The following is a 21,292-nucleotide window of genomic DNA, read 5'->3' on the forward strand; positions in this document are numbered from 1 at the left end:
TATAGCCACTAGGGCTAAGATCAAAACATAGCGCACACTGCGGACTTTGTTAGACATGGTAGCGTTTTAAGATTTCGTAAGCCGTGTTGCGTTTGGCTGCCTTGCTACCAATGTCCGCAATCAAGTGCACCATTTCCTGCTCGTTTAAGCAAAAGCTCGTGCCCGCCGCCTTGACGACATTTTCCTCCATCATCACACTCCCTAAATCATTCGCCCCAAAGAGCAAGGCTAACTGCCCGATAAACGCCCCCTGTGTTACCCAAGAACTTTGGATATTTCTAACATTATCTAAAAATAACCGACTGCAAGCTAACAAACGCAAATAGCGGTTAGAACTTGCCTTTTTAATGTGGGGCATTTCTTGCTGCAAGGGGGTAAAGTCTGGCTGAAAGCTCCACAAAATGAACGCCCGAAACCCCCCCGTCTCATCTTGCAAGTTACGCACCCGCTCCAAATGCTCGGCGATGTCCTCATCAGTGTCTGTCGTGCCAAACATCATGGTCGCCGTGCTTTTAATCCCAAGCTTATGCGCTTCCTTATGCACCTCAATCCAACGATCGGCACTGAGTTTCTTAGGCGCGATTTTCGCCCTAACCCGATCGCTTAAAATCTCTGCTCCTGCCCCCGGAATTGAGCTTAAGCCCGCCGCCTTCAAACGCTCCAACACTTCTTGCAAAGACAGCCTAGAAACTTTGGCGATGTAGTCGATCTCCACCGCTGAAAAGCCGTGTATGGTGATCGTGGGAAACTTCTTAGCAATATGGGCGACTAGGTTTTCGTAGTAATCAATTTTAAGCTGTGGGTGCACCCCGCCTTGAAAGAGGATTTGCGTCCCCCCAATGGCTAGCAACTCCTCAATCTTTTTATCGATCGTTTCAAAGTCCAAAATATAGGCGTCCTTATCCTTGAGCGTGCGCTTAAAGGCGCAAAACTTACAATCCACAAAGCAAATATTTGTGTAATTAATATTGCGATCCACAATAAAGGTCGTGGTGTTCTCGGGGTGCAGCTCCTCTTTTTTAGCCAATGCCATTTGCCCCAACTCTTTGAGGGGTTTATTTGCCATGTAGTCTAATAATTCCGTTCTACTTAAGCGCATGTGTTCTCCTAAAAACGCGTGCCCATAGAGAAGGCAAAGCGTTGGGTGTAGTCGTGCAAGTTGGGGTTAAACCACAAGCCCTTTTTATCGCTCCAGTCGTTGAAAAAGGCGATGGGGAAAATCAACACCAAAGGACCCATGGGTGAAACCCACTCAATTTGGATTCCCGTAGAAGCCCGCCAAGTGCCGTGTTCAAAGCCTGCGCCGACCACGCCATAATCTTTAAAGTCTGCATTGGGCGTATAGGCGGTTTGTTGCCAAAAGCCCCCGGCTTTGCTGGTGGTTTTATAAGTCAAAAAGCCCCAGTCAAAAAACCACGCTAAACGCATTTTTGCCGCTTTTAAAAGCCCATAACTAAGCTCCACCGAGCCCGTGTAGAGCCCATCGCCCCCTATCCACATGCCATACTTGTTTTTAGGTGTGATCGAGCTGTTTCTAAAGCCTCTAATGGTGGTAACGCCCCCCATATAGAATACAGAGTTTAGGGGCAAGTAGTCTTCTGTGTTGTAGCGGAAAATATAGCCTCCCTGGGTTTTAAAGCGGGCAATGAGATCTATGAGTAAATATTTTTTGAGATCTTTATAGGCGGCGAATTTGCCATAAATTTTGGTGTTGCGCACATTTCCCCCTAGTCCATTCCAAGAGTTGAGCTGTCCAGGACCGGGCAGACCCGACATCGAGGTGTAGTTAGAAAAAGTAAAACCATTTCTAGGGAAGTAATAGTCGTCTGTGTTGTCAAAACGCGTGCTGAGTGTAAATGAGCTAGTTTTGGGGGTGTCGTAATTGCGGCTCCACATGCCGTATAAAGGCTTACCATAGGGTTCGAAAGGCTGCCCATCGTATGTGATTAGCTGTTTATCGCTGTAATAAAACATCTTATACAGAGGGCTAGAAAAACCCATGAGTTTATTAAGGCTGAAGGTATAACCCAAGTTCATACTAAAGGTGTTTGTGAGCATGCGCCCCGCACTCACGCTAAAGCCCCCCCCTTGTTGGATGTAGTTGTAGCTGATGATGTATTCGGCAAAGAGGCTGATAGATGAGCTGTAACGGCTGTCAAAAATACGCGGGTTTCTTAAGGTGAGGTTGCCCGAGAACATGCGCCCACTCCCTCTAATGCCGTAGTTATGGCCTCCACCGGTCGCGATGTTGGCGTATAAACTCATGCTTTGACCTGTGCCAAAGAGGTTTTTCTCGCTCACACTGCCGTTGAGCATGAGCCCCCCGTAGCTGCCATAACCCAGCCCAAATTGCAACTGCCCCGTGCGCCCCTCCTCAACATTGACGAGCAAGTCCATAAGCTGGCTGTTGACCCGGCGTTCCTCAATTTTGACCTTAGAGAAAAAGCCCAGCCGGCGCAAAGAGTTTTCAGAGCTAGCGACCTTAGTGAGGCTATAACGCTCCTTGGGGCTTAACCACACTTCACGGCGGATCACGCGGTCACTGGTGCGCTGGTTGCCCGAGATGATGATGTCGTTGATATAAACCATATCCCCAGTTTGGATACGGTAAATCACCTTCACCTTGCCGTGTTTTTCATCCTTGTCTAGGTCAGGCTTGACCACCGCAAAGGCATAGCCTTGGTCAGCCACCTCTCTTTTTAAAATTTGGGCATCTGCACGCATGTGTTCGATGTTAAAAACATCGCCTTTGTGGACTTTAATGGATTTTAAGAGTTTAGCCATCGGCACAACTTGTTTGTTGATTTTGATCTCAATGCCTGAAATGCGGTATTGGATCCCCTCTTTGACCTTGTAGTAGAGTTTTGCTTTGTGTGTGCCAAAGTTGGTGTTCAAGAAAGGGGCGGATACATTGACATCTAAAAATCCATTGCGCAGATAGACATCTTGGATACGCATGGAGTCGTATTCTAACTCATTTAAGTGCAACTTACCCGAGTTTAACCCCCACATCCAGCCCATGAAGTCGCGCTGTTTATTGGCACTAAGACTTTCCACTAGGCGGGGTTTGAGCTGCTTGCGCCCCTCATAGACGGATCTTGTGATGTAAATGTTGTTCCCACGGTTGACATCAAAGATGATCCGATAAGCCCCCTCACCGGCTAAATTTTCGGTGCGTACTTCCACCACACTGCCGTAGTAGCCCTGCTGTTCTAAAGCGGTTTTTAAAATATATTTGGCATTGTCTAGCTTGGTATCATCGTAGGTATCGCCTTTTTTGATCCCCATTTGGGTGTAAAGGGTCTCTTTTTCTTTCTCTGTCCCATAACCTTTAATTTCAATACCGGCGATGCGGGGTTTTTCTTTGAAATGGAAAACCAACTTACCCTTATTAAAAGTGGCGTAAACATCTTCAAAATAGCCTTGGCTATAAAGGGCCAAGACTGCTTTATCGACCGCCTTAAGGTCCAAAATGTCGTTTTCTCTAATCTTGACAATCTCACTAGCAAGCATGTCCGACATATAGGAAAGATCTTTATATTCGATGCGGGTAATTCTCTCCTCTGTGGCATCTAGGGGTAAAAAAAATTGGCCAAGCCAAACCAACAAAAACGAGAAATACTTTTTAATGCGGAATCCTTGCACTTGGCTTTTGCAATCCGTGTATTATACCCAAAAATAACATCTTGGTAAACAAAAAATTAACGAAAATGCACACTTTTTACCATGCCTGGATTTGGTTATATAGACTATCCCTTTCAATGGCTTGAAAACGCGCATCCTTGATTTGGTAGATCAAATCCTCTTTACCCACCCCTTTTTTGCTCTTAGCCCCCCCGGCTGATTGGATCATCTCCACCTCGATCGTGCCGTCCAAATCATCCGCCCCAAATTCTTGCGCCACTAGGGCTAAATTCAGCCCCAAGGTCGCCCAATAAGCTTTGATGTGGGGGATGTTTTTTAGCACAATACGGGCGATGGCGATCGTCTTTAAAATCTCCACCGCACTCGGGCTATGCTCCACCTTTAAAAAGTTGTTGTCTTTTTGATAAAGCAAGGGGATAAAGGCGTTAAAGCCTCCTTTTTTTGCCTCCACTTTGTTGGTTGGGCTTTGGGCGTGCTTTAAGCGCAACATATGGTCTAAGCGGTGCTCCCTGCTCTCCACATGTCCAAAAAGCATGGTGGCGTTGCTCATCTTGCCTAAAGAGTGCCAATGTTTATGGATTTCAAGCCACCGGGCAGAGCTCACCTTACCCGAGCAAATGTGCTTTCTCACCTTTTCATCAAAAATCTCCGCCCCACCCCCGGGCATAGAATCCACCCCGGCTTTTAGCATGTCCTCTAGCACCTCTTGGTAGGGCTTGTTAAACTTCGTGCTTAAAAAATGCACCTCGGCAGCCGTCATCGCCTTTAAATGCAAATCCTTAAACGCCCCCTTGATCGCCCTAAAGAGCTCAAAATACCACGCATAGCTGTAATTAGGGTTGTGCGCGCTCACCACATGCACCTCTTTAATGCCCTTAGCATAAGAGCTAGAAATTTGCCCTAAAATCTGTGCGTGGGTCATCTCATAGGGGTTAGGGTTCTTGCGGCTAGCAGAAAAGGCGCAGAACTTGCAACTATCCGTGCAGATATTGCTCGGGTTAATGTGGCGGTTGGTATTGAAGAACACTTTGTCTTGGTGCATTTGCGTGCGGATCGTGTGCGCTTCTTTGGCTAATACAAACAAATCATAATCGTAAAGCCTAGCTAAAGTGCTCGCCTCAGTGCACTGCCCACTTAGGGCTTGTTCTAATAAATCCATGTTGAATCCTTCTTAGGGTTATCCCCCCGTTTTGTAAAAAGCGCGCTCGGAGACTTGGTTTTGCGTGCCTTGTTGCCATAAATTCTTTTCGGGCTTGTTATGCACAGACTGCTTGAGGGCTTGGCGCATTAAAGCGGGTTCGCCCTTTAAAATCGCCCCCTTCGCGTTCACGCTGTCTTGGTAGTAAAGGCAGGGGAAAATCGTGCCATCGGCACTCAGGCGGATTTTATTGCAGTGCTTGCAAAAGTCGTCATTATGTGGGGCAATGATCCCAAATTCGTAGCCATCCTCTAGGGCGTAAATCTTAGAGGGGCTCACCCCCTCGCTTTTGAGGCACAAGTTGGGATATTTTTGGCGCACCGCCTCTAAAATCTGCGCCTCGCTTAGCCCTTTTAGCTGGCTGTTGGCGTGCGTGTTCTCCATGAACTCAATGAAGCGGATTTGGGCGTTTTTGCTCTTGGCAAACTCCAAAAGAGCAATGATCTCATCCTCGTTAATGCCCTTGAGCACGACCATGTTGAATTTGAGCCCCAAGCCCACTTTTAACGCCTCCTCAATGCCCTCTAAGACAGACTTTAGTCCGTCCTTTTGCGAGATTTTAGCCACCCTCTCGGGCTTTAGAGAATCTAAAGACACATTGACCCGCTCTAGCCCTGCCTCTTTAAGGGCTTTAGCTTGGGCTTTGAGTAAAAACCCATTGGTGGTTAAAGCCAACTTCACATGCGGGGCATAGGCATGGATTTTAGCGATGAAAGGGGCTAAGTCCTTGCGGATGAGTGGTTCGCCTCCTGTGATTCTAATTTTAGCCACCCCCTCATCAATGGCGATTTTAATGAACTCGAGCATTTTATCTAGGGGCAAGACCTCTTCACTCTCCACGAAGTCCATCGGCGTGGTCGGCATGCAATACTGGCAGCGGAAATTACACTGCTTGGTTACCGACACCCGCAAGTAATCGATTTGGCGTGCAAAGGTATCCACAAGCATGAACTTCTCCACTTTTTAGACTGAATGGGTAAAATAGCAAATCTATTGACAATTTAGGCTGAAACCGAGATTAAAACCCAAGCAAGGGTTCCAAGGAAATGAGGCATGGGCACAAAGACGGGTTTAAAAACAGACATAGACGGGGGGGCTTACGCATTTAAGGGTGCAAACACTTACACCAAGTTAAGGGCGCATTATGAGGCGATCAACAAGGATTGTGCGCACGCAACCTCAAGGGACAACATTTGCACCCCTATGGCGTGTGTGGAGTGCATGCTAGACTATCTGCCCCAAGAGCTTTGGCATAGAAAACACCTTAAAATCCTCGATCCTTGCGTGGGCAATGGGAATTTTGCCGCCTATGCTCAGTATAAAACAAGTCTAGACAATATCCATTGCAACGAGCTTTCCAAACAAAGGTTCTTGCATTGTGTGCGTGTTCTAAACCCCAAACACATCACCAACCAAAACTTTTTTGACATCAACACCCCCTACACATACGACCTCATCATGGCAAATCCCCCCTACTCAGGTGGGGGCAACAAAAACCGCAGCCTCTCAAATCGATTCATAGAACACGCCATTGACCTATTAAAAGATCAAGGCTTCCTGTGTTTTGTTACACCCAATAATTGGATGAGCTACAACAATAACAACACCACGCTAAAGAAACTCCTTAACTGTGGGAGCTTTTTAGTGCTAGACAATGACATTAAAAAGTATTTTAAGGGCATCGGCTCGTCTTTTGTCGTGTTTGTGTGGCAAAAGGGGGTTTTTGGCAAAAAAACTTTGGTGAAAAACGCCTTCTTGCAAAAAGACAGCCAAAGGGTGCAAATCCCTAAAGACTTGCCCCTTTTGCCCCTCTACCTTTCAAATGAGATTGTCAGCCTGATCCAAAAATGCCTAGAGCCCACAGAAAACAACGCCTTCGCCTATAGGTGCGATCTGCATAATTTCACCCAAAAGGACAAATTGAGCGACACCCCCGATTCGACTTTTCAATACGAAACGATCCACACCCCTAAAAAGACCCGCTACGCCACTATCAAGCAAGACATTTACGACAAATGGATCGTTGTTATCCCCCTATCCACTTATTTTCTGCCCTACATCAAGCACCACGCCAACACCACGCAATCCGTGGGCTACATCGCCTTTGAGAGCCAAGCGGAGGCGCAAAACTACATGCCCTTTTTAAAACAGCCCCACATCAAGCTCTTGATCCACTTGACAAGGTATGGCAACTTCAACAACATCAAGGTGTTAAAGCACCTTAATTTCACCAAGAAAATAGACTTCACACAGGCGGAGCTTGAAGCCATCCGCACCCTTTGCCAACACATCAAATACTAGTGGCTTGCGTCCACTTGGATATTGGCTAGGGGTTTTTGTTTGAATTGCTCTATAAACTTTTTTACCATGATATCCTCAACGGCTAAGGATTTAGGGGAGGGGAGTGGGGCGGATTTGACCCCGTGCCACTCGATCGTGTAGGGATCATTGCTGCAATCACAAAGATAGAGATTATAATAGTACAAGCGAGTGGCAACCAGGGATTGTGTGATTTTAATATTTGTGGTGCTTGCGGTGCGCCAATTATAAACGGTGCCACAATTATAAGAGCCTAACCTTTCTTTAAACGATTTTCTTGTCTGCCCTATCTTAATGATATGCTCTTTGCCCTCAAGCGGACAAGTGATCAAATAAGCGACCCCGCTAGATTGATTAAAAACCCTTTGGGCTTCATCGCTAGTAAAATCCTCTGCTTTGATTTTCTCATTTGTGCGCTTAGTGCCTATAATTTTCAAAGACTCGGCTCGAAGTGTACAGATATAGACAAACTCGTCTTTGCCCGTAAAAGAAAACTCTTGCAAGGTGGGTTGTTGTTGGATTTCTTGAAGGCTAAAGGGCTGATCGTTTTGATTCTTTAGCGCAAACAACACACCTAGAGCCTTAATATACTCTGCTCCACTCTTTGAAACAAACACCCCATCCACACAATCACATAAGGTTTTTAACTCATCTAAAGTCGGTTTATCGCCCTGCGCCACTTTACGCTCCCCAAACTTCTTAGACTTTTAGGCTAAATGGGTAAAATAGCAAATCCATTAAAAATTCAGGCTGAAAACAGCACAACCCTTTAAGGACATTGATGACAAACCCCACGCCTTTTACTGAGTTTCTAGCCACTTTGCAAAAAACCAACCGGACGCTTGATTTTTTCGTGGATTGGCAAAAGTGCCTAGAAAATCGCAAAAAAACCCGCCTTTACGCCACGCATTTAAATGCCCTACTAGGTGTGAGCGCACTAGACTTGCCCGCCAAAGTGGCGCAACTTTTTAAAGACAACCAAGAAGCCTTTAGTCTTTTGCCCCTACTGCTTGCCATTAGAAACCCTAAAGAGCTTGTCAAACAAGGGACTTTACAAGATTATTTACAAAGCCCAAAGGGCATTTGTACGCTGCTACACGAGAGCGGGCTATTTGAGATTTTGAGCACACACAAGGTTAAGGACTTGAACGACCTGATCCTAGGGATTGAAGTGGGCTTAGACAGCAACGCGCGCAAAAACCGCAGTGGGGCGCTGATGGAGCAATATTTAGAACACGCCTTTAAAGAGGCCAAGTTAAATTTCAAAACGCAAGTGAGTGTAACCGAGTTTAAAGACCTGCACGCCAGTTTTGGCAACGACATTAAGAAGTTTGATTTTGTGATCTATGGCGCACAGACGACCTATTTTATCGAGTGCAATTTTTACAGCAGTGGGGGGAGTAAATTAAACGAGGTCGCACGGGCGTATTTGGAGCTTGCCCCCCGCTTTGCCAAGCACCCGCATAAGGAATTTATTTGGATCACAGACGGGCAAGGGTGGCTTGAGGCGAAAAACAAACTCCAAGAAGCCTATAAAAGTGTGCGTGTCTACAACTTAAGCCAGCTAGACACCCTTTTAAGGGAACTAAACCATGCTTAAGCCCACTTTTTCTAGCGTGGATCAAAAATTCACCCTCTACCACGCCAATTGCTTGGAGGTGTTGCCCCATTTAAAAGAGAGTGTGGATTTGATCTTTGCCGATCCGCCCTATTTTCTCTCCAATGGGGGGCTTAGTATCCAAAGCGGGCAGATCGTGAGCGTCAATAAGGGTGAGTGGGATAAAAGCCAAGGGCTAGAGCACATGCACGCTTTTAATGTGGAGTGGCTGGGTTTGGCTAAAGCCGCCCTAAAACCCACGGGCTCATTGTTTATCAGCGCGACTTATCACAATCTCTTTTCTTTGGGGTTGGCCTTGCAAGCTTTGGGCTTTAAACTCTTAAATATCATCACTTGGCATAAGAGCAACCCCCCGCCTAATTTTTCTTGCCGCACCTTAGCGCACGCCAGTGAGCAGATTTTGTGGGCGAGAAAAAGCCCCAAACACGCCCACATTTTCAATTACCGGCGCATGAAGGAAATCAACGGCAATAAGCAAATGCGCGATGTTTGGACCTTGCCCGCCATCGCCCCGTGGGAGAAGAGCCTAGGCAAGCACCCCACACAAAAACCCCTAAGCCTATTAAGCCGTTTGATCCTTATGGCAAGCACAGAGGAAAGTCTTATTTGCGACCCTTTTAGTGGTTCGGGTTCTACGGGCATTGCGGCGAATTTATTAGGGCGCAATTTTGTGGGGATTGAAAGGGAGTTAGAGTTTATAGAGCTAGCCACTAAGCGCAAAGAGGATTTGGATTCGCGTTTTGGGGAGTTGTCTAAAAAAATTTCTAAATGGATCGCCTAATGTTTGAACTTAATTGTGTGTTACTATGTGGAGGAAAAAGCAGCCGTATGCAAATAGAGGGTAAGCAGTTTGACAAAGCTTTATTGCCCTTTGGCAATGGCACACTTTTAGAATACCAATACCATAAACTCCAAGCGTGGTTTCAAGGGGTTTATATCTCTTGCAAAGAGAGATACCACCTAAGTGCTTCGTATTTGATCGAGGGCGAAGGGCATTTTAACCCCTTAGTGGGGATGGTGCATGGTTTAGCTGCCCTAAGAAGTCCTTTGATCTTTATCCCCGTGGATATGCCCTTCATCACCCAAGAGAGTCTTTTAAAGCTTTATAAAAACCGCCAAAAAGCCCCCTTGGTTTATCTCAAGAGCCCCAAGACTTTTTATTTACCAAATTTATGCCAGCCCAGTGCCCTAGACTTGTTGCAAGAAGCCCTAGACGAGGAGCAAGAGAAAGTGGGGGCGGTGTTTAAGAAAATAGGCTTTGGGGTGGAAGTGAAAGAGAGCAAAGAGTTTTGCAATTTAAACACCTATAGCGACTACATAAAAGCACTCAATGGCTGAAGAAGAAAAAACCGAGCTGCCCTCAGCCAAAAAGATCGAAAAGGCCAGAGAAGAGGGCAATGTCGCCAAGAGTTTGGAGGTCTTGGGGTTTTTGGGCTTGGTGGCGAGTTTTGGGGGGATTTTTACGTTCTTTAGCTTTTGGCTTAAGAGCTTTGAAAGCATGTTTAGGCAATCTTTGCAGTGGATCAAGCTAGACTTCACGCCCCATAATTTACATGCGCTCTCTTTGCAACTACTCAAAGACATTTTATGGGTGCTCTTGCCCTTTCTCTTATTAGTGGGGCTTGTCGCGTTTTTGGCTAATGTCTTGCAATTTGGCTTTTTATTCAGCCCCAAAGCCATTGCGCCCAAGTGGAGCAAAATCAACCCCATCACGGGCTTTAAAAATCTCTTTGGGTTAAAGAGGTTCTTAGACGGGTTACTCATCACCACTAAAGTTTTTATCGCTTTTCTTTTGGGTTTTGTTTTGGTGTATTCGTTTGTAGACGAACTTGTGGGCGTGGCGCAGTTTAACTATAAAGATCAACTTTTATGGTTTAAAAGCAAATCCTTAGAAGTCATCGCTAGCTTGTTGTTTTTATTCTTAGTGGCTTCGATCTTGGACTTCATGCTAAAACGCCGACAATACATCAACTCGCTCAAAATGACAAAGCAAGAAGTCAAGGACGAATATAGGCAACAAGAAGGTAACCCTGAGATCAAAGTCAAAATCAAACAGCTCATGCTCAAAAACTCCATGAGCAAAATGATGGCAGCCATCCCAAGCGCCAATGTGGTCGTTACCAACCCCACGCACTACGCTGTGGCTCTGCGCTTTGAGGAGAAAGACCCCGCCCCTATAGTCGTGGCTAAGGGAGTCGACCACTTGGCGATCCGCATTAAAGGCGTGGCAAGGGAGCACGAAATAGAAATCATAGAAAACCCCAAACTCGCCCGCCAACTCTACCAAGATGTGGATATTGATGAGGTGATCCCTAAGGTGCTCTTTGAGACAGTGGCGATTGTGTTTGCCCAAGTGGCGCACATCCAACAAATGAAAAACCGCTAAAGCCCCTTACTCTCTAGCCACTCTAAAAGGCTCTCTAGCACCGCCTGCTTGTCGCTCTCATCTAGGATTTTATGGCGATCTTTAGAAAAAAGACGCAGTTCAATATCCTTAAAGCCCTGTTTCTCTAGGCAACGGTGCGCTTTAATCACCCCCACGCCAAAGCCCCCACACACATCATCTAATCCGCTTAAAAACAAAATGGGTAAATCCTTGCGCCCATAGGCATGGGTGTGAAACACCTTAAAAGCCCCTTGCACTAAGAGCGCAAAACTCTTGGTGCTAAACACAAAGCGCGAAGCCGGATCGACCCTTAAGAGGCGCAACGCCCCCGTATTGCGGCACACCCAATTACCCTGATACGCCCGCACCCTGGGGTGCAAACTAAAGAGTGCATTGACCCCGCCCTTAAAGTGGATATTCAAATGGCTTAAGATTTTTAGCAAAAAGGCGCATAGCCTTAAGCCCAAGAAGGGGGCGGGCGTGCCGGTTAAAACCAAAGCGTCCAGGGGGGCGTAGTCGTGTTGCACCCACCGCCGTGCGAGCAACGAACCCATGCTATGGCCTAACACCACTAACTTATGCGTGGGGTAAAGACTTTTTATGTGTTTGGCAAGTTTAGCCATGTCTTTGGCTGCCCACTCAAAGCCCTCATCGCCCATCTCCCCCCAAAAAATCTCGCCACCATTTTCTAACACACTCAAGCCATGCCCTCTGTGATCGGCGACAAAGACCACATACCCCCTAGAGCAAAGCTCGCTAGCTACCCATTTATAATGCTCCTTATGCTCCACCATGCCCGTGGCAATCTGCACCACTACCCCTTTAGATTGCGTGGGCTCGTAGTGGTCAAAATAAAGTTCTAAATAAGGGGGGTTGTCGCTGTTAATGTGTTCGTTCTTAGCCACCTAGCCATCCTTTAAGAAAAGCGCAGATTTTCATAGCTATCGGGGATCAAGTAGTCCCTGCACGCCACAAGCTCAGGGTAAAGCCCGTGTTTAAAGCCCAACGCAAACAAGGCATCAATGCCTGCCATTTGCTCTTCACTCAAAGCGCAAGAGCTGGCATTGGCATACATACCTAGGTAGGTGTCTAAATGCGCCTTATTGACCCTAACTAAACTGCGCTCTAAAAGCATATCCGCTAATAAATCTTGGTGCTTTAGGGCAATGACGATGGCTTGGCTCAACGCCCTTTGCATGCGTATGGCCTGCGTTAAAGGGATCGAGCGCCTAAGAGCCATCCCCCCTAAAGGCAGAGGCAACGCGCTTTGGGTCAGCTCACACCACACCTCCCAAATCTCTTTTTCTACCATTAAATCGCTATTAAATTCTAAAATGCTCTCGTGGATGAGCACCCCCGCATCCACCTCCCCGCTGAGCACCGCCCCCTCAATCTCTAAGAAATGCTTATACACCACCCGCGCCTGTGGGTAGTAGAGCCGAAATAAAAGGGCGTTTGTGGTGTATTGCCCGCTCAAGGCCACTTTAAAGTTCTTTTTAAGGGGCTTGTCCTTGCGCCGAATGAGCTTAGGTCCATAACCTTGCCCAAAACTCGTGGCCGGCTGCAATAGGGCGTAATGCTCCTTAATGAGCGGATAGAGCCCAAAACTAATGGCACTAATGGCGTGCGTGCCTTTGAGGGCTTCTTGGTTTAGACTCTCTATGTCCAGGGCGTGGTGCGTGAAAGGCTTAGGGAAACTCACCCAGCCAAAGGCTAGGGCGTAAAACATAAAAATATCGTCCGCATCGGGGCTGTGCGCTATGCTCAACATGTGTTCTTCTTTTCTCCCATTTTAGCTTGTTTTAGCCATTTTGTCCTCACCTAAGCATTGCTAAACATTGAAAACGATGTTAGGGAAAAAGACATCACCTTTTCTTCCTAGAAAGGCGAGTCGTATAAAAATCGTCATGGTGCTTAAGGTGTCCGCTACATCTTGCTTAACTCACTTCAAATTTTAAAAACACTAAGGAAAGTGTTTAAATCATTAGTCTGTTTATTGAGATCGTTAGAAGACTTTTGCATGGAATCGTTGATCTTTAATAAATCTTGCACGCACGAGGCGATCTTGTCTCCATTTTCAAGGATATTTGTGGTGTGCTTGTTGATTCTATTGATGTTATCGAGATTGGCTAAAGATTGGTCCACAACACCAACGATCACGCTAGAAAGATGATTTACATGGCTTTGCATGTCGCTTGAGTGCTGGGTCAGCACTTGCATTAATTGGAGATTGTCTTTTCTCTCTTGGTTGATCTTGGCGATGGACTCTAAGATATGTTTGACGATGGATTCGCTTTCCGTGATGCTATTTTGGGTTCTTTCAGCCAAAGCCCGCACCTCATCAGCCACCACCGCAAAGCCCCTGCCATGCTCACCCGCCCGCGCCGCCTCGATGGCTGCATTGAGAGCTAATAAATTTGTTTGCTTAGCTATCTCTGTGAGTGTGTCTAGAATGCCCCGTATATTTTGTGCCTCTGTGGATAAAGATTGCATTTTCACCACATCATTTTCTTCATTGGTCATATTGCGCTGGACATGTTCATCAATCACAGCCACAGCTGCTTTCGTGTCAGAGACATTTTTTAACACGCCCTCTAAAAGATCTCTAGTAGAAATAGACATAGATAAACTTTCATCTAATGCTTGTCGACTGGAGCGGCTTAAATCCGTGTTGTTTTGACTAATTTGTTTGATTTGTTTAGAATTTGAGTCCAAACCTGCGGAAATGGTGTTCAAAGATCTAGAGATAGCTGTATTGTTTTGCACCTGTTTAAAGATTCTTTGCAAGGTGTCGCGCATGTATTCTATGAAGACATTTACAGACCTACCCATAAAACCTATTTCATCGTTAGTGGTGATGTTGATCTTATCTGTGAAAGTTTTATTGACGACAATATGTTCTAGTGTCTTATTGACCTTTTGCAATCTCTTAGAGATATGGCGCATCACCGAGAAAGACAAAATCGTTGTAATGAGAATGAGTAATGTTTCACAGACTGCTAGAAATTCAAGATAGTGGGTATCTTTTATAATCTCAACCCTAGCAAGCTTTGTGATGTGCGCACTAATACTATCCTCCACCTGTTTAAGCAAATCGATTTTTCTTGTAATGGTATTGAACCACATCGATGGATCAACCCCAAATCCCCCCATGAGGTATTTTTTCATCAATATTTGGCGCATTTTTTCCACATCCCTAAAACTAGAGTCCTTAGAAACACGCTTAAAGAGCGCGATGCTTTGTGCATCTGCAAAGGATAGAAAATATTTCTCAAAGACTTCTTGTTTAGCCACTAGGGCAATGAAATGTGCGTATTGCGGATCGGCGGGGTCATTGGCAATAAAAATGCGGTCAGCCGTGGCGCGCTCTAACCCAGACATCTCTTTAGTGTAAAGAAAACTGGCATAACCCATCAAAGCATTAGAGATTTCAGAATTATGGATAATATTAATAGACTTAAGCACGGTGTCAAGGAATATCGTAATGCTCTGCGTAAAGTATGCAACCGTGCTATCTACAATCGCCTTCTTGTCTTTGGACTCCATAGCATTGCGGATCTGTGGCAATCGGTCTAAAAAATTAAGCCCCCTTTGTAGGTTTTGCACATAATTAGAGTCTAAACCCGAAATAGAACTTAAGAACTTTTTAAGATCCTCTAACTTTACATCTGTGTGTTTTCTTTGTTCTTGCAGCCTATGGGCAAATTGCACCCCACCACTCGACAAGAACCCTGCGCTCATCCCCCGCTCTTTTTGCATTTCATGCACTAACCAAGATAAGTGTTTAGAAACCTCTATTTGGTGCACCAAATCCTTATTGGACAGCAAAGGGTTGTAAGTGTCGTACAACTGCCAGAACATAAAAAACAATAAGGTAACCATAGGGATAGAAATGATCGCTATGATTTTGCCTTGTAGCCTCAAACCATTTAGTAAACGCAACGAAGACTCCTAATTAAGAAAGCACCATTCTAATAAAAATTAGGTAAATCAAGTCATCTTATGCAAAAAAAGAAAAAAGAAAAGTAGCTGTTTTCTATTTTTTTCTATGATAAACTGCGTCAAGGCTCTTTCACTACATAGCATTTCTCTCTATTTAATGCTAATGTCTAAGTGCGCTTGGTTTGTCAGTAAAAGCCATGCCTACTTATAAAGATGGTGTCAAAGGCGACCTTCCAATTATTGTTGTTTTACCATTAACTTAATGGGCAGATCATGGCGTATGTTGTGTATTAGAAGGCTTTTACTAATACCTCTTGTTTGGGGTGTGGTGTCTGCCGATGTGCGCGATGGGTTTTTTGTAGGGGGGCGGCTAGGTTTGACAAATGTGAGCCCCTCTTATGAAGCACCACAGCACAATGCCTCTAATCCCTCTGATACCCAAGCTTTTGCCTTGCAACAGCAACTCAACGCCGATATTGACAAGCTTGTTGCCAATCTCAATAGCATAGCGATCAAAGCCATAGAGAATGCCTTGAAGAACAATAAGGAGACCTATAGGGCACAAAACAATCAGGTTTCTACTACAGGGGATGTAAACAACCTCGATCCGTTATCCACTCCGCTTTTAAATGGGCTTGAAAGCCAGGACAACACTTTGGAGCAGGCCATTGCACAAAAGATTGGAGCACTGGATGCGATGATAGCTAACAAACAGATTCCAGATACTCCAGAAATCCAGCAAGCCAGCACCGAGTATGCCAACATTCTAAAAGCCCTGCAAGAGGGATCTAAAAATTTAATCCATGAGATCAATGATGCGATCGATGCCTATAACAAGGCATTAGATGCAGCCAAAGCTGCCTACAAGAGTGCTCTTGAAAAACACCAACAAACCGCACAAGAAAACACCCAGTATCAGCAAAAAGAACGGGCTTATGATCAACAAAAGCAGCAATATAATAAAGCTTCAGGAGTTGTCAATGACTACAACCAAACGCTAGACAACCTGATTCAAAACATCCGCGAGTATGTGCCCCAATACAACAATCAAGGAGACCAGATAAGCAATCCCCCTTCATGGCAGGCTTTTTTGAATAATCTTAAATCCATTAGTGGCAATCTTGATGCGATCAATGCAATGATTAGCGCCAATAAAGCGATACTGACAATGCCCTGGAACCCCCAAGAATTTAGCCAATACCAGCAAGATGGTTACCACGAAGCTCAAGGTAGCGCGTGCAGGGTGGATCAAAGTGCTGCTCAAGCTGCTGGTGGGTGGGGGCAGTATTTTATAAATTGCATACAAAACATGGTGCCCAAACTAGATCAAGGAATACTGCCCACCAATCCATACCAGCTCATAGAAGTCCAGTCATGGTTCTACCAAAAAGCGGTGTTGATCTCTGATTTGAAAAAGATCGGGGGCTATAGTGAAAACACTATTCAGAATGCTGAAGAGGGACTAATCAATGCATACCAATCCTACTTAAATACTCTTAGCACCTCTAGTTTTCCCACTCCTGGGCAAGCACACAACCCTTATCCAACTCCCACACCCCCGGGCAAACCTCCTCCCCCTATTAGTCCACTCCCCAACCCAAAATTTAGTTACAAATTTAGTTTTGCCAAGATTGCAAGTTTAAATGTTCCTCAATTTGCCACCCGTCCCAATTTATCAGGCATGGTGCATGCCTTTAGCAATGCCTTTTACCATGACATGGGCATCAATGGTAGTTTGGTGGCTGGCTACCAGCACTTTTTTAGCCAACATCTAGGGTTTTCCTTAGATGCTTTCCTAGGTTATGGCTATATACGCAGCCCTATTTATACCAGCCTCCCATTCTTCAAACGCTTGCAGGATGTCCAAGTAAATGTAGGTGGAAATCTCATCTATGATTTTAATACGCCTGAAAATGGCGAGTCTCACGCATTTTATGGGATATTTGCGGGGGTGCAAGGGGGCAGCACTAACTTTGTGTTGAGTGCTGGCGGTCAAAATCTGTGGCGCGCCTCTTACAATTTAGATGTGGACTTAGGTCTTAGGTTTCAGTTTTCAACAAATATTATTAAGTGGGGGGTTGATCTCCCACTCCTACACCAAGACATCAATTGGCAGATAGACTCCACACATCTATATCTTGACGAGGATTTTAAAGACATTGGGATTTTTATAACTTATGAAAAACTAATCTTTTAAAAAGAAGTGAGCGTGCTAGGCTATTTGCCGAGTGTTTTTCTAAATACGCTAGCATGGGCGACTTTTGATTAAAGGAGACACATGCAAACACTAAGTCCAATGGCACTTAACAGCTTTCTACACCGCCGCTTTGCGTGCAAGAAGTTTGACCCCAACACCCCCCTATCCAAAGAGGTCTTGGAACAAATCCTAGAGGCGGCAAGACTTGCCCCAAGTTCCTATAACACCCAACCCTGGGAGTTTGTCGTTTTGCAAGGCGCGATGAAAGACAAACTCTTGCCCTATGTTTACTTTAACACCGAATTGGTTAAAAGTTGCGCCGTTTTGGTGGTCGTGGGCTATATGCACTTTAGTGAGCTTAACGCCGCTTACTTGAGCCGCTTTTACACCAAGGAATACCACGAAAGGGTCTCTAAAGGGGTGGAGGTTTTGCTAAAAGAACGCCTAAAAAACGATCAAACCTTGATTGAAGCCTATATGAAAGAGCAATGCTACATTGCGGTGGGGCAAATGACTTTAGCTGCCACTTTAATGGGCGTGGATTCGTGCATCATCGGGGGCTTTGAGGCACAAAAAGTTCAAAGCGTGCTGAACGCCTATTTTAACCCCCCAAACATCGCTTGCCTAGTGGCTCTGGGTAAAGCCGCCATGCCCACCACGATTAAAGCCCGCAAGGAAAAGGGGAGTGCCATTAAGTATCTTTTGTAAGAGAGGTTTATATGCAAGTTGTGTACAACGAAAAAGAGTTACAACAAGCTTTAGAGAAAAATATTGAGGATATAGGCATGGAGGGACAGATTGTCGCCAAGATTGCCCCCTTGGTAGGTGCCAACAACACCGCTTGGTGTATCGCTATGGTCGCCATCACCACGGCTTTCATCGATTCAACGGAGACTGTAGGGCTGGGGGCGGCTGTGCCCCAAAGCATCATGGCTAAAAAAGATGTAGCTGGGGCTGTGGATGTTTTGGGGACTGAGGCGACTTACGCAGCTATTGCAATAGCCTTAGCCGCTGGAAGCATAGAGATTTTAGAGCATTTACGCACCTACCGCTTAGAAAGGCGCGGGGATAACCGGGCTATTTTAGTCAAGAGATAGTTTGGAGTAGGTAAAAGTTTTTTTGCTCAAAAAATGCAGCGGTGATCTCCACTTCAACAACACCCCCAAGTAAGGCGTTTAAGTCTTGCACGATAAAAATGGGCTGGATGCTCTCAGCTCCGGCTATTTTCTCTCTCAAATAGAGTTCTTGCTTGTAGGTGAGCTTCAAAGATTTTACGGGGGTTTGTGGGGTGTTTAAAATGTGTGCCACGCCAGCGGTGTCTAGGAATAATGTGTCGTCTTTGGGGCTAAAACCTAGATTAATTTCTAGCGTGGGGGGCAAAATATCCAACCTTTTACAAAGAATTTCTTCGGCTAAAGTGGGCTTTAGAGTGGTTTTAGCAATCTGTAAATCCTTGATTTTAGCTTTCTTGGTGGCGGAGTGGGCAAGGATTTGGCTAGCAATCACCTCTCCTTTTGTGTTAGCATATCCTCTTAAAAGTAGATAAGTTTGTAGGTTTTGTTGTAAGAGTTGGTAGTTTTGCGCCTTGGCTTCTAACTCTTGTCGTTGTTTAAAAAGCTCCAAACGGCTAGTCACGCTAGTGGGATGTATTTGGCGGTTTAGGGGACTGATTAATTCTGTGCAAGGCTTGTCTTGCGCTTGGCGTTGCTTTTCAAGAGCGAAGACACAACCACAATAGTTTTGGCGGTAGAGCTTGTCTTTTTTGGCAAGGGCGTTCTGTTTTTCCACCCCTCCTTTGGCGCGCACATTAACGTAGACAAACTCCAAGCCGTATTTTTTTGCTATGGTTTCTCCTTGCGCCTTCAACACTTCTTGCTCTTTCATGGGGCTTGAAAGTAGGGTGGTGCTAAAACGCTTTGACCCAAGCATTAACGCCATTTGTGCGCTCACTTCTAAACGGACATCAAAGCAGACATTGCACCTTTTGCCCTTCTCTTTTTCTTGCTCCAAACCCCGAACGGCTTGCATCCACGCCTCTAAGGTGTAATCGCCCTCGAGCAAAGGGATATTTAAAGCCATGCACGAGCGTTTGACATCGAGCAGACGCAAGTCATGCTCTTCTTTTGGGTGTATGTTGGGGTTGTAAAAAAAACCTGTAAGAGGGGTGTGGGGGTAAAGCTTTTGTATCTCTTGCAAGAAATAATGGCTATCGACCGAACAACAAATGTGCACCAACATGCCTTTTTGCATACATTTTTTCCGTTTTTAGACCATTGTATCTAAATTTGCCATCTTGTGCTAGAATATGCCTCATTTTTGATTAAAGGAATTTTATGCAGATTTTACACTTCTTAGAAAATCCAAGTTTTGCATCTTTAGATATCCAAAAGCTCTTGGAAACAGAAAACAGCAAAGAAATCCGCATTTGTATGCCAAAAGGAAAGGAAATGCGCGAGCACCAAGCCCCCGGGGCGATTGTGGTGCGGGTGTTGCAAGGACGCATTTGGTTTGAAGTGCAAGGGGCAAAACACACACTAGAGAGAGGCGATTGTATCGCCCTAGAGGCGCACGTCCCCCATAGCCTTGGCGGACTAGAAGATAGTGTGCTTAATTTAACTTTAAGCAAGTTGGACAGCGTCCAAAGAGTGTTGGATGTAGCCTCTAATAAGTAGGGTCAAGGTTATTACAACCTAACAGTGGTGCATAATATGGCATCGGAATTGAACGGACTATAAGAACGACACAATTTTATTTTTAAAGTTTGTGATTTGAATCACCTGTTTGGTTGTCAAGCTGTCGAAGGTAACGAATTTTATAAACTCTATCAAAACAGAGTTTCGGAAGTGTCGTACAAGATATGGCTTTAGCTTCAGAACGATTATCTATTGATTCAGGGAATGGTCTACGAGGCGTTTTTGGGGGTTTGGGGGTTTTTGGGGTCTTAGAAAGCATGGTTTCAAGGACCTTTTCAATCTCTAAAACTTTCGTATTGCTCTAACAAGTCCACTTTTTTCATGGCGACTTTGATTTTTTGGAGTTCATCGTAAAAAAGTGTTTGCTAGGTGGAGTTGAGGATTTTTTATATTAGCTATCCTCTTAATCCTTAGTGAGTGATCGTGTGCACATGTTAATATTTATCACACTATCTAGACGATAGAAAAAATTTAAAAAATTGATACTTAAAGCTGATAGAATCGCATATCTTTATCTAAAAATCAGGAGTTTTTATATGAAAGAGGCCCTATATCGTGTTTTGAGATAGCCAGCAAAGCTTATGAAAACAAGGATTACTTGAAAGCTGAGGAATACTACTTAAAAGCTGGAGAGGGTGGATATGGTAGAGGATACTACAAATTGGGCATGTTGTATTTTATGGGTAATGGAGTTACTCAAGATCATGCCAAAGCCTTTGAATATTTTTTAAAAGCCATTGAGAATGGAGAGGCCAGAGCCTATCATTCTATCGGTCTCATTTATCAATATGGGCATGGGAAACCCCAAGACACGGCTAAGGCTAAAGAATATTTCCAAAAGGGAGCAGAGATGGGCGATGTTCTTGCACAAACGGCTTTGGAAAGAATGCTGAGTAAGGGGCATTGATTAGCTGAATTGTTGCGTATGCCATCTCATGCAAGGTATGCAAGAAAACGGGTTAATGCCAATTGTAGAATAAGGAGCTTTATCAATGCTGGAGAAAGGAGTGAAGATGGCAGATAAATATCCTAATCAACATTCTTTTATCAAAGAAATTGTCCAAGAGAATGGGGTAAATCTAGCAGAGATCACAACAAACCCCGAAGTTGCAGAAGAGAAAGCCACCACTATAGGACTGAAAACTATCTGCGAGCTAAGCAGAATCAAAAAAGCCCAGAACACCATGGAAAACGGCTTAACAATATCATTGCTAGGAATTCCCATTGCTTTAAATGTAGCATGGCACTTAGTATTTTAAAAGGGTGTCTCCATTGCCAGAAGTATATGATATGG

The 21,292-nt window shown here is 45.0% G+C and carries 20 protein-coding genes; 11 read left to right on the forward strand and 9 right to left on the reverse strand.

Annotated features, from left to right (window positions below):
* Nucleotides 1–49 precede the first annotated feature (49 nt).
* The 4 genes from K6J74_RS05120 to moaA all read right to left on the reverse strand — a co-directional run bounded on the left by K6J74_RS05120 (nt 50) and on the right by moaA (nt 5,791).
* On the reverse strand, nt 50–1,099 hold the full coding sequence (locus K6J74_RS05120; protein ID WP_221271217.1) for a dehypoxanthine futalosine cyclase: 1,050 nt from the start codon (nt 1,097–1,099) through the stop codon (nt 50–52).
* Between the two features lie 8 nt (nt 1,100–1,107).
* Complete coding sequence (bamA, locus tag K6J74_RS05125; RefSeq protein WP_260321533.1) at nt 1,108–3,522, reverse strand: outer membrane protein assembly factor BamA; 2,415 nt, start codon at nt 3,520–3,522, stop codon at nt 1,108–1,110.
* A 199-nt stretch (nt 3,523–3,721) separates the two neighbouring features.
* The gene (gene mqnE / locus K6J74_RS05130; protein ID WP_221271219.1) at nt 3,722–4,804 is read right to left on the reverse strand and encodes an aminofutalosine synthase MqnE; all 1,083 of its coding nucleotides are present in this window, start codon (nt 4,802–4,804) and stop codon (nt 3,722–3,724) included.
* Between the two features lie 18 nt (nt 4,805–4,822).
* Nucleotides 4,823–5,791: a GTP 3',8-cyclase MoaA gene (gene moaA, locus K6J74_RS05135; RefSeq protein ID WP_221271220.1), complete on the reverse strand. Its 969-nt coding sequence runs from the start codon at nt 5,789–5,791 to the stop codon at nt 4,823–4,825.
* A 105-nt stretch (nt 5,792–5,896) separates the two neighbouring features.
* On the opposite strand from moaA, the gene K6J74_RS05140 reads away from it, so the two are divergent.
* The gene (locus K6J74_RS05140; protein ID WP_221271221.1) at nt 5,897–7,144 is read left to right on the forward strand and encodes an Eco57I restriction-modification methylase domain-containing protein; all 1,248 of its coding nucleotides are present in this window, start codon (nt 5,897–5,899) and stop codon (nt 7,142–7,144) included.
* On the opposite strand, the gene K6J74_RS05145 is transcribed toward K6J74_RS05140, so the two are convergent.
* Complete coding sequence (locus tag K6J74_RS05145; RefSeq protein WP_221271222.1) at nt 7,141–7,842, reverse strand: GIY-YIG nuclease family protein; 702 nt, start codon at nt 7,840–7,842, stop codon at nt 7,141–7,143. The genes K6J74_RS05140 and K6J74_RS05145 overlap by 4 nt on opposite strands.
* A 101-nt stretch (nt 7,843–7,943) precedes the next feature.
* Here K6J74_RS05145 and K6J74_RS05150 point away from each other — a divergent pair, with 101 nt between their 5' ends.
* Genes K6J74_RS05150 through flhB form a run of 4 tightly spaced genes read left to right on the forward strand, consistent with a single transcriptional unit; the run spans nt 7,944 to nt 11,166 of the window.
* Nucleotides 7,944–8,762: a type II restriction endonuclease gene (locus K6J74_RS05150; protein ID WP_221271223.1), complete on the forward strand. Its 819-nt coding sequence runs from the start codon at nt 7,944–7,946 to the stop codon at nt 8,760–8,762.
* A complete protein-coding gene (locus K6J74_RS05155) occupies nt 8,755–9,561 on the forward strand; it encodes a DNA-methyltransferase (protein ID WP_221271224.1) in 807 nt (268 codons plus the stop codon). Before K6J74_RS05150 ends, K6J74_RS05155 begins: the two co-directional genes overlap by 8 nt.
* 47 nt (nt 9,562–9,608) lie before the next feature.
* A complete protein-coding gene (locus K6J74_RS05160; protein ID WP_221271225.1) occupies nt 9,609–10,118 on the forward strand; it encodes an NTP transferase domain-containing protein in 510 nt (169 codons plus the stop codon).
* The gene (flhB, locus tag K6J74_RS05165) at nt 10,111–11,166 is read left to right on the forward strand and encodes a flagellar biosynthesis protein FlhB (protein WP_221271226.1); all 1,056 of its coding nucleotides are present in this window, start codon (nt 10,111–10,113) and stop codon (nt 11,164–11,166) included. The genes K6J74_RS05160 and flhB overlap by 8 nt, the downstream gene beginning before the upstream one ends.
* On the opposite strand, the gene K6J74_RS05170 is transcribed toward flhB, so the two are convergent.
* The 3 genes from K6J74_RS05170 to K6J74_RS05180 all read right to left on the reverse strand — a co-directional run bounded on the left by K6J74_RS05170 (nt 11,163) and on the right by K6J74_RS05180 (nt 15,108).
* Nucleotides 11,163–12,071, reverse strand: a complete 909-nt coding sequence (locus tag K6J74_RS05170; RefSeq protein ID WP_221271227.1) for an alpha/beta fold hydrolase — start codon at nt 12,069–12,071, stop codon at nt 11,163–11,165. The two genes, flhB and K6J74_RS05170, sit on opposite strands and share 4 nt — an antisense overlap.
* A gap of 11 nt (nt 12,072–12,082) precedes the next feature.
* Nucleotides 12,083–12,937 (reverse strand): menaquinone biosynthesis family protein, encoded by an 855-nt coding sequence (locus K6J74_RS05175; RefSeq protein ID WP_221271228.1) that lies wholly within the window; start codon nt 12,935–12,937, stop codon nt 12,083–12,085.
* A 176-nt stretch (nt 12,938–13,113) separates the two neighbouring features.
* On the reverse strand, nt 13,114–15,108 hold the full coding sequence (locus K6J74_RS05180) for a methyl-accepting chemotaxis protein (protein WP_260321534.1): 1,995 nt from the start codon (nt 15,106–15,108) through the stop codon (nt 13,114–13,116).
* A 328-nt stretch (nt 15,109–15,436) separates the two neighbouring features.
* On the opposite strand from K6J74_RS05180, the gene K6J74_RS05185 reads away from it, so the two are divergent.
* The 3 genes from K6J74_RS05185 to K6J74_RS05195 all read left to right on the forward strand — a co-directional run bounded on the left by K6J74_RS05185 (nt 15,437) and on the right by K6J74_RS05195 (nt 18,402).
* Nucleotides 15,437–17,305 carry an outer membrane beta-barrel protein gene (locus tag K6J74_RS05185; protein ID WP_221271229.1) on the forward strand — a complete coding sequence of 623 codons (1,869 nt, stop codon included), beginning with the start codon at nt 15,437–15,439 and terminating at the stop codon, nt 17,303–17,305.
* A gap of 81 nt (nt 17,306–17,386) precedes the next feature.
* Nucleotides 17,387–18,013 carry an NAD(P)H-dependent oxidoreductase gene (locus K6J74_RS05190; RefSeq protein ID WP_221271230.1) on the forward strand — a complete coding sequence of 209 codons (627 nt, stop codon included), beginning with the start codon at nt 17,387–17,389 and terminating at the stop codon, nt 18,011–18,013.
* An 11-nt stretch (nt 18,014–18,024) separates the two neighbouring features.
* Nucleotides 18,025–18,402 carry a hypothetical protein gene (locus K6J74_RS05195; protein WP_221271231.1) on the forward strand — a complete coding sequence of 126 codons (378 nt, stop codon included), beginning with the start codon at nt 18,025–18,027 and terminating at the stop codon, nt 18,400–18,402.
* Here the strand turns inward: K6J74_RS05195 and K6J74_RS05200 are convergent.
* Nucleotides 18,392–19,555, reverse strand: a complete 1,164-nt coding sequence (locus K6J74_RS05200) for an epoxyqueuosine reductase QueH (RefSeq protein ID WP_260321535.1) — start codon at nt 19,553–19,555, stop codon at nt 18,392–18,394. The two genes, K6J74_RS05195 and K6J74_RS05200, sit on opposite strands and share 11 nt — an antisense overlap.
* Nucleotides 19,556–19,638: 83 nt before the next feature.
* Between K6J74_RS05200 and K6J74_RS05205 the strand changes: the two genes are divergently transcribed.
* The 3 genes from K6J74_RS05205 to K6J74_RS05215 all read left to right on the forward strand — a co-directional run bounded on the left by K6J74_RS05205 (nt 19,639) and on the right by K6J74_RS05215 (nt 21,257).
* Entirely contained in the window at nt 19,639–19,977 is a 339-nt protein-coding gene (locus K6J74_RS05205; RefSeq protein WP_221271232.1) for a cupin domain-containing protein, read from the forward strand.
* A 619-nt stretch (nt 19,978–20,596) separates the two neighbouring features.
* The gene (locus K6J74_RS05210) at nt 20,597–20,905 is read left to right on the forward strand and encodes a tetratricopeptide repeat protein (protein ID WP_221271233.1); all 309 of its coding nucleotides are present in this window, start codon (nt 20,597–20,599) and stop codon (nt 20,903–20,905) included.
* Between the two features lie 106 nt (nt 20,906–21,011).
* On the forward strand, nt 21,012–21,257 hold the full coding sequence (locus tag K6J74_RS05215; protein WP_221271234.1) for a hypothetical protein: 246 nt from the start codon (nt 21,012–21,014) through the stop codon (nt 21,255–21,257).
* Nucleotides 21,258–21,292: the final 35 nt, after the last annotated feature.

The organism is Helicobacter sp. NHP19-012 (assembly GCF_019703325.1).
GTDB classification, from domain to species: domain Bacteria; phylum Campylobacterota; class Campylobacteria; order Campylobacterales; family Helicobacteraceae; genus Helicobacter; species Helicobacter gastrofelis.

Excerpts from the sequence above, each read along its gene's own strand:
- K6J74_RS05215 (WP_221271234.1), top strand. The coding sequence starts at position 21,012 with ATGGCAGATAAATATCCTAATCAACATTCTTTTATCAAAGAAATTGTC.
- K6J74_RS05175 (WP_221271228.1), bottom strand. The coding sequence starts at position 12,937 with ATGTTGAGCATAGCGCACAGCCCCGATGCGGACGATATTTTTATGTTT.
- K6J74_RS05160 (WP_221271225.1), top strand. The coding sequence starts at position 9,609 with ATGCAAATAGAGGGTAAGCAGTTTGACAAAGCTTTATTGCCCTTTGGC.
- mqnE (WP_221271219.1), bottom strand. The coding sequence starts at position 4,804 with ATGGATTTATTAGAACAAGCCCTAAGTGGGCAGTGCACTGAGGCGAGC.
- moaA (WP_221271220.1), bottom strand. The coding sequence starts at position 5,791 with ATGCTTGTGGATACCTTTGCACGCCAAATCGATTACTTGCGGGTGTCG.
- K6J74_RS05155 (WP_221271224.1), top strand. The coding sequence starts at position 8,755 with ATGCTTAAGCCCACTTTTTCTAGCGTGGATCAAAAATTCACCCTCTAC.
- K6J74_RS05140 (WP_221271221.1), top strand. The coding sequence starts at position 5,897 with ATGGGCACAAAGACGGGTTTAAAAACAGACATAGACGGGGGGGCTTAC.
- K6J74_RS05200 (WP_260321535.1), bottom strand. The coding sequence starts at position 19,555 with ATGCAAAAAGGCATGTTGGTGCACATTTGTTGTTCGGTCGATAGCCAT.
- K6J74_RS05195 (WP_221271231.1), top strand. The coding sequence starts at position 18,025 with ATGCAAGTTGTGTACAACGAAAAAGAGTTACAACAAGCTTTAGAGAAA.
- K6J74_RS05120 (WP_221271217.1), bottom strand. The coding sequence starts at position 1,099 with ATGCGCTTAAGTAGAACGGAATTATTAGACTACATGGCAAATAAACCC.
- K6J74_RS05150 (WP_221271223.1), top strand. The coding sequence starts at position 7,944 with ATGACAAACCCCACGCCTTTTACTGAGTTTCTAGCCACTTTGCAAAAA.
- K6J74_RS05205 (WP_221271232.1), top strand. The coding sequence starts at position 19,639 with ATGCAGATTTTACACTTCTTAGAAAATCCAAGTTTTGCATCTTTAGAT.
- bamA (WP_260321533.1), bottom strand. The coding sequence starts at position 3,522 with ATGTCGGACATGCTTGCTAGTGAGATTGTCAAGATTAGAGAAAACGAC.
- K6J74_RS05190 (WP_221271230.1), top strand. The coding sequence starts at position 17,387 with ATGCAAACACTAAGTCCAATGGCACTTAACAGCTTTCTACACCGCCGC.
- flhB (WP_221271226.1), top strand. The coding sequence starts at position 10,111 with ATGGCTGAAGAAGAAAAAACCGAGCTGCCCTCAGCCAAAAAGATCGAA.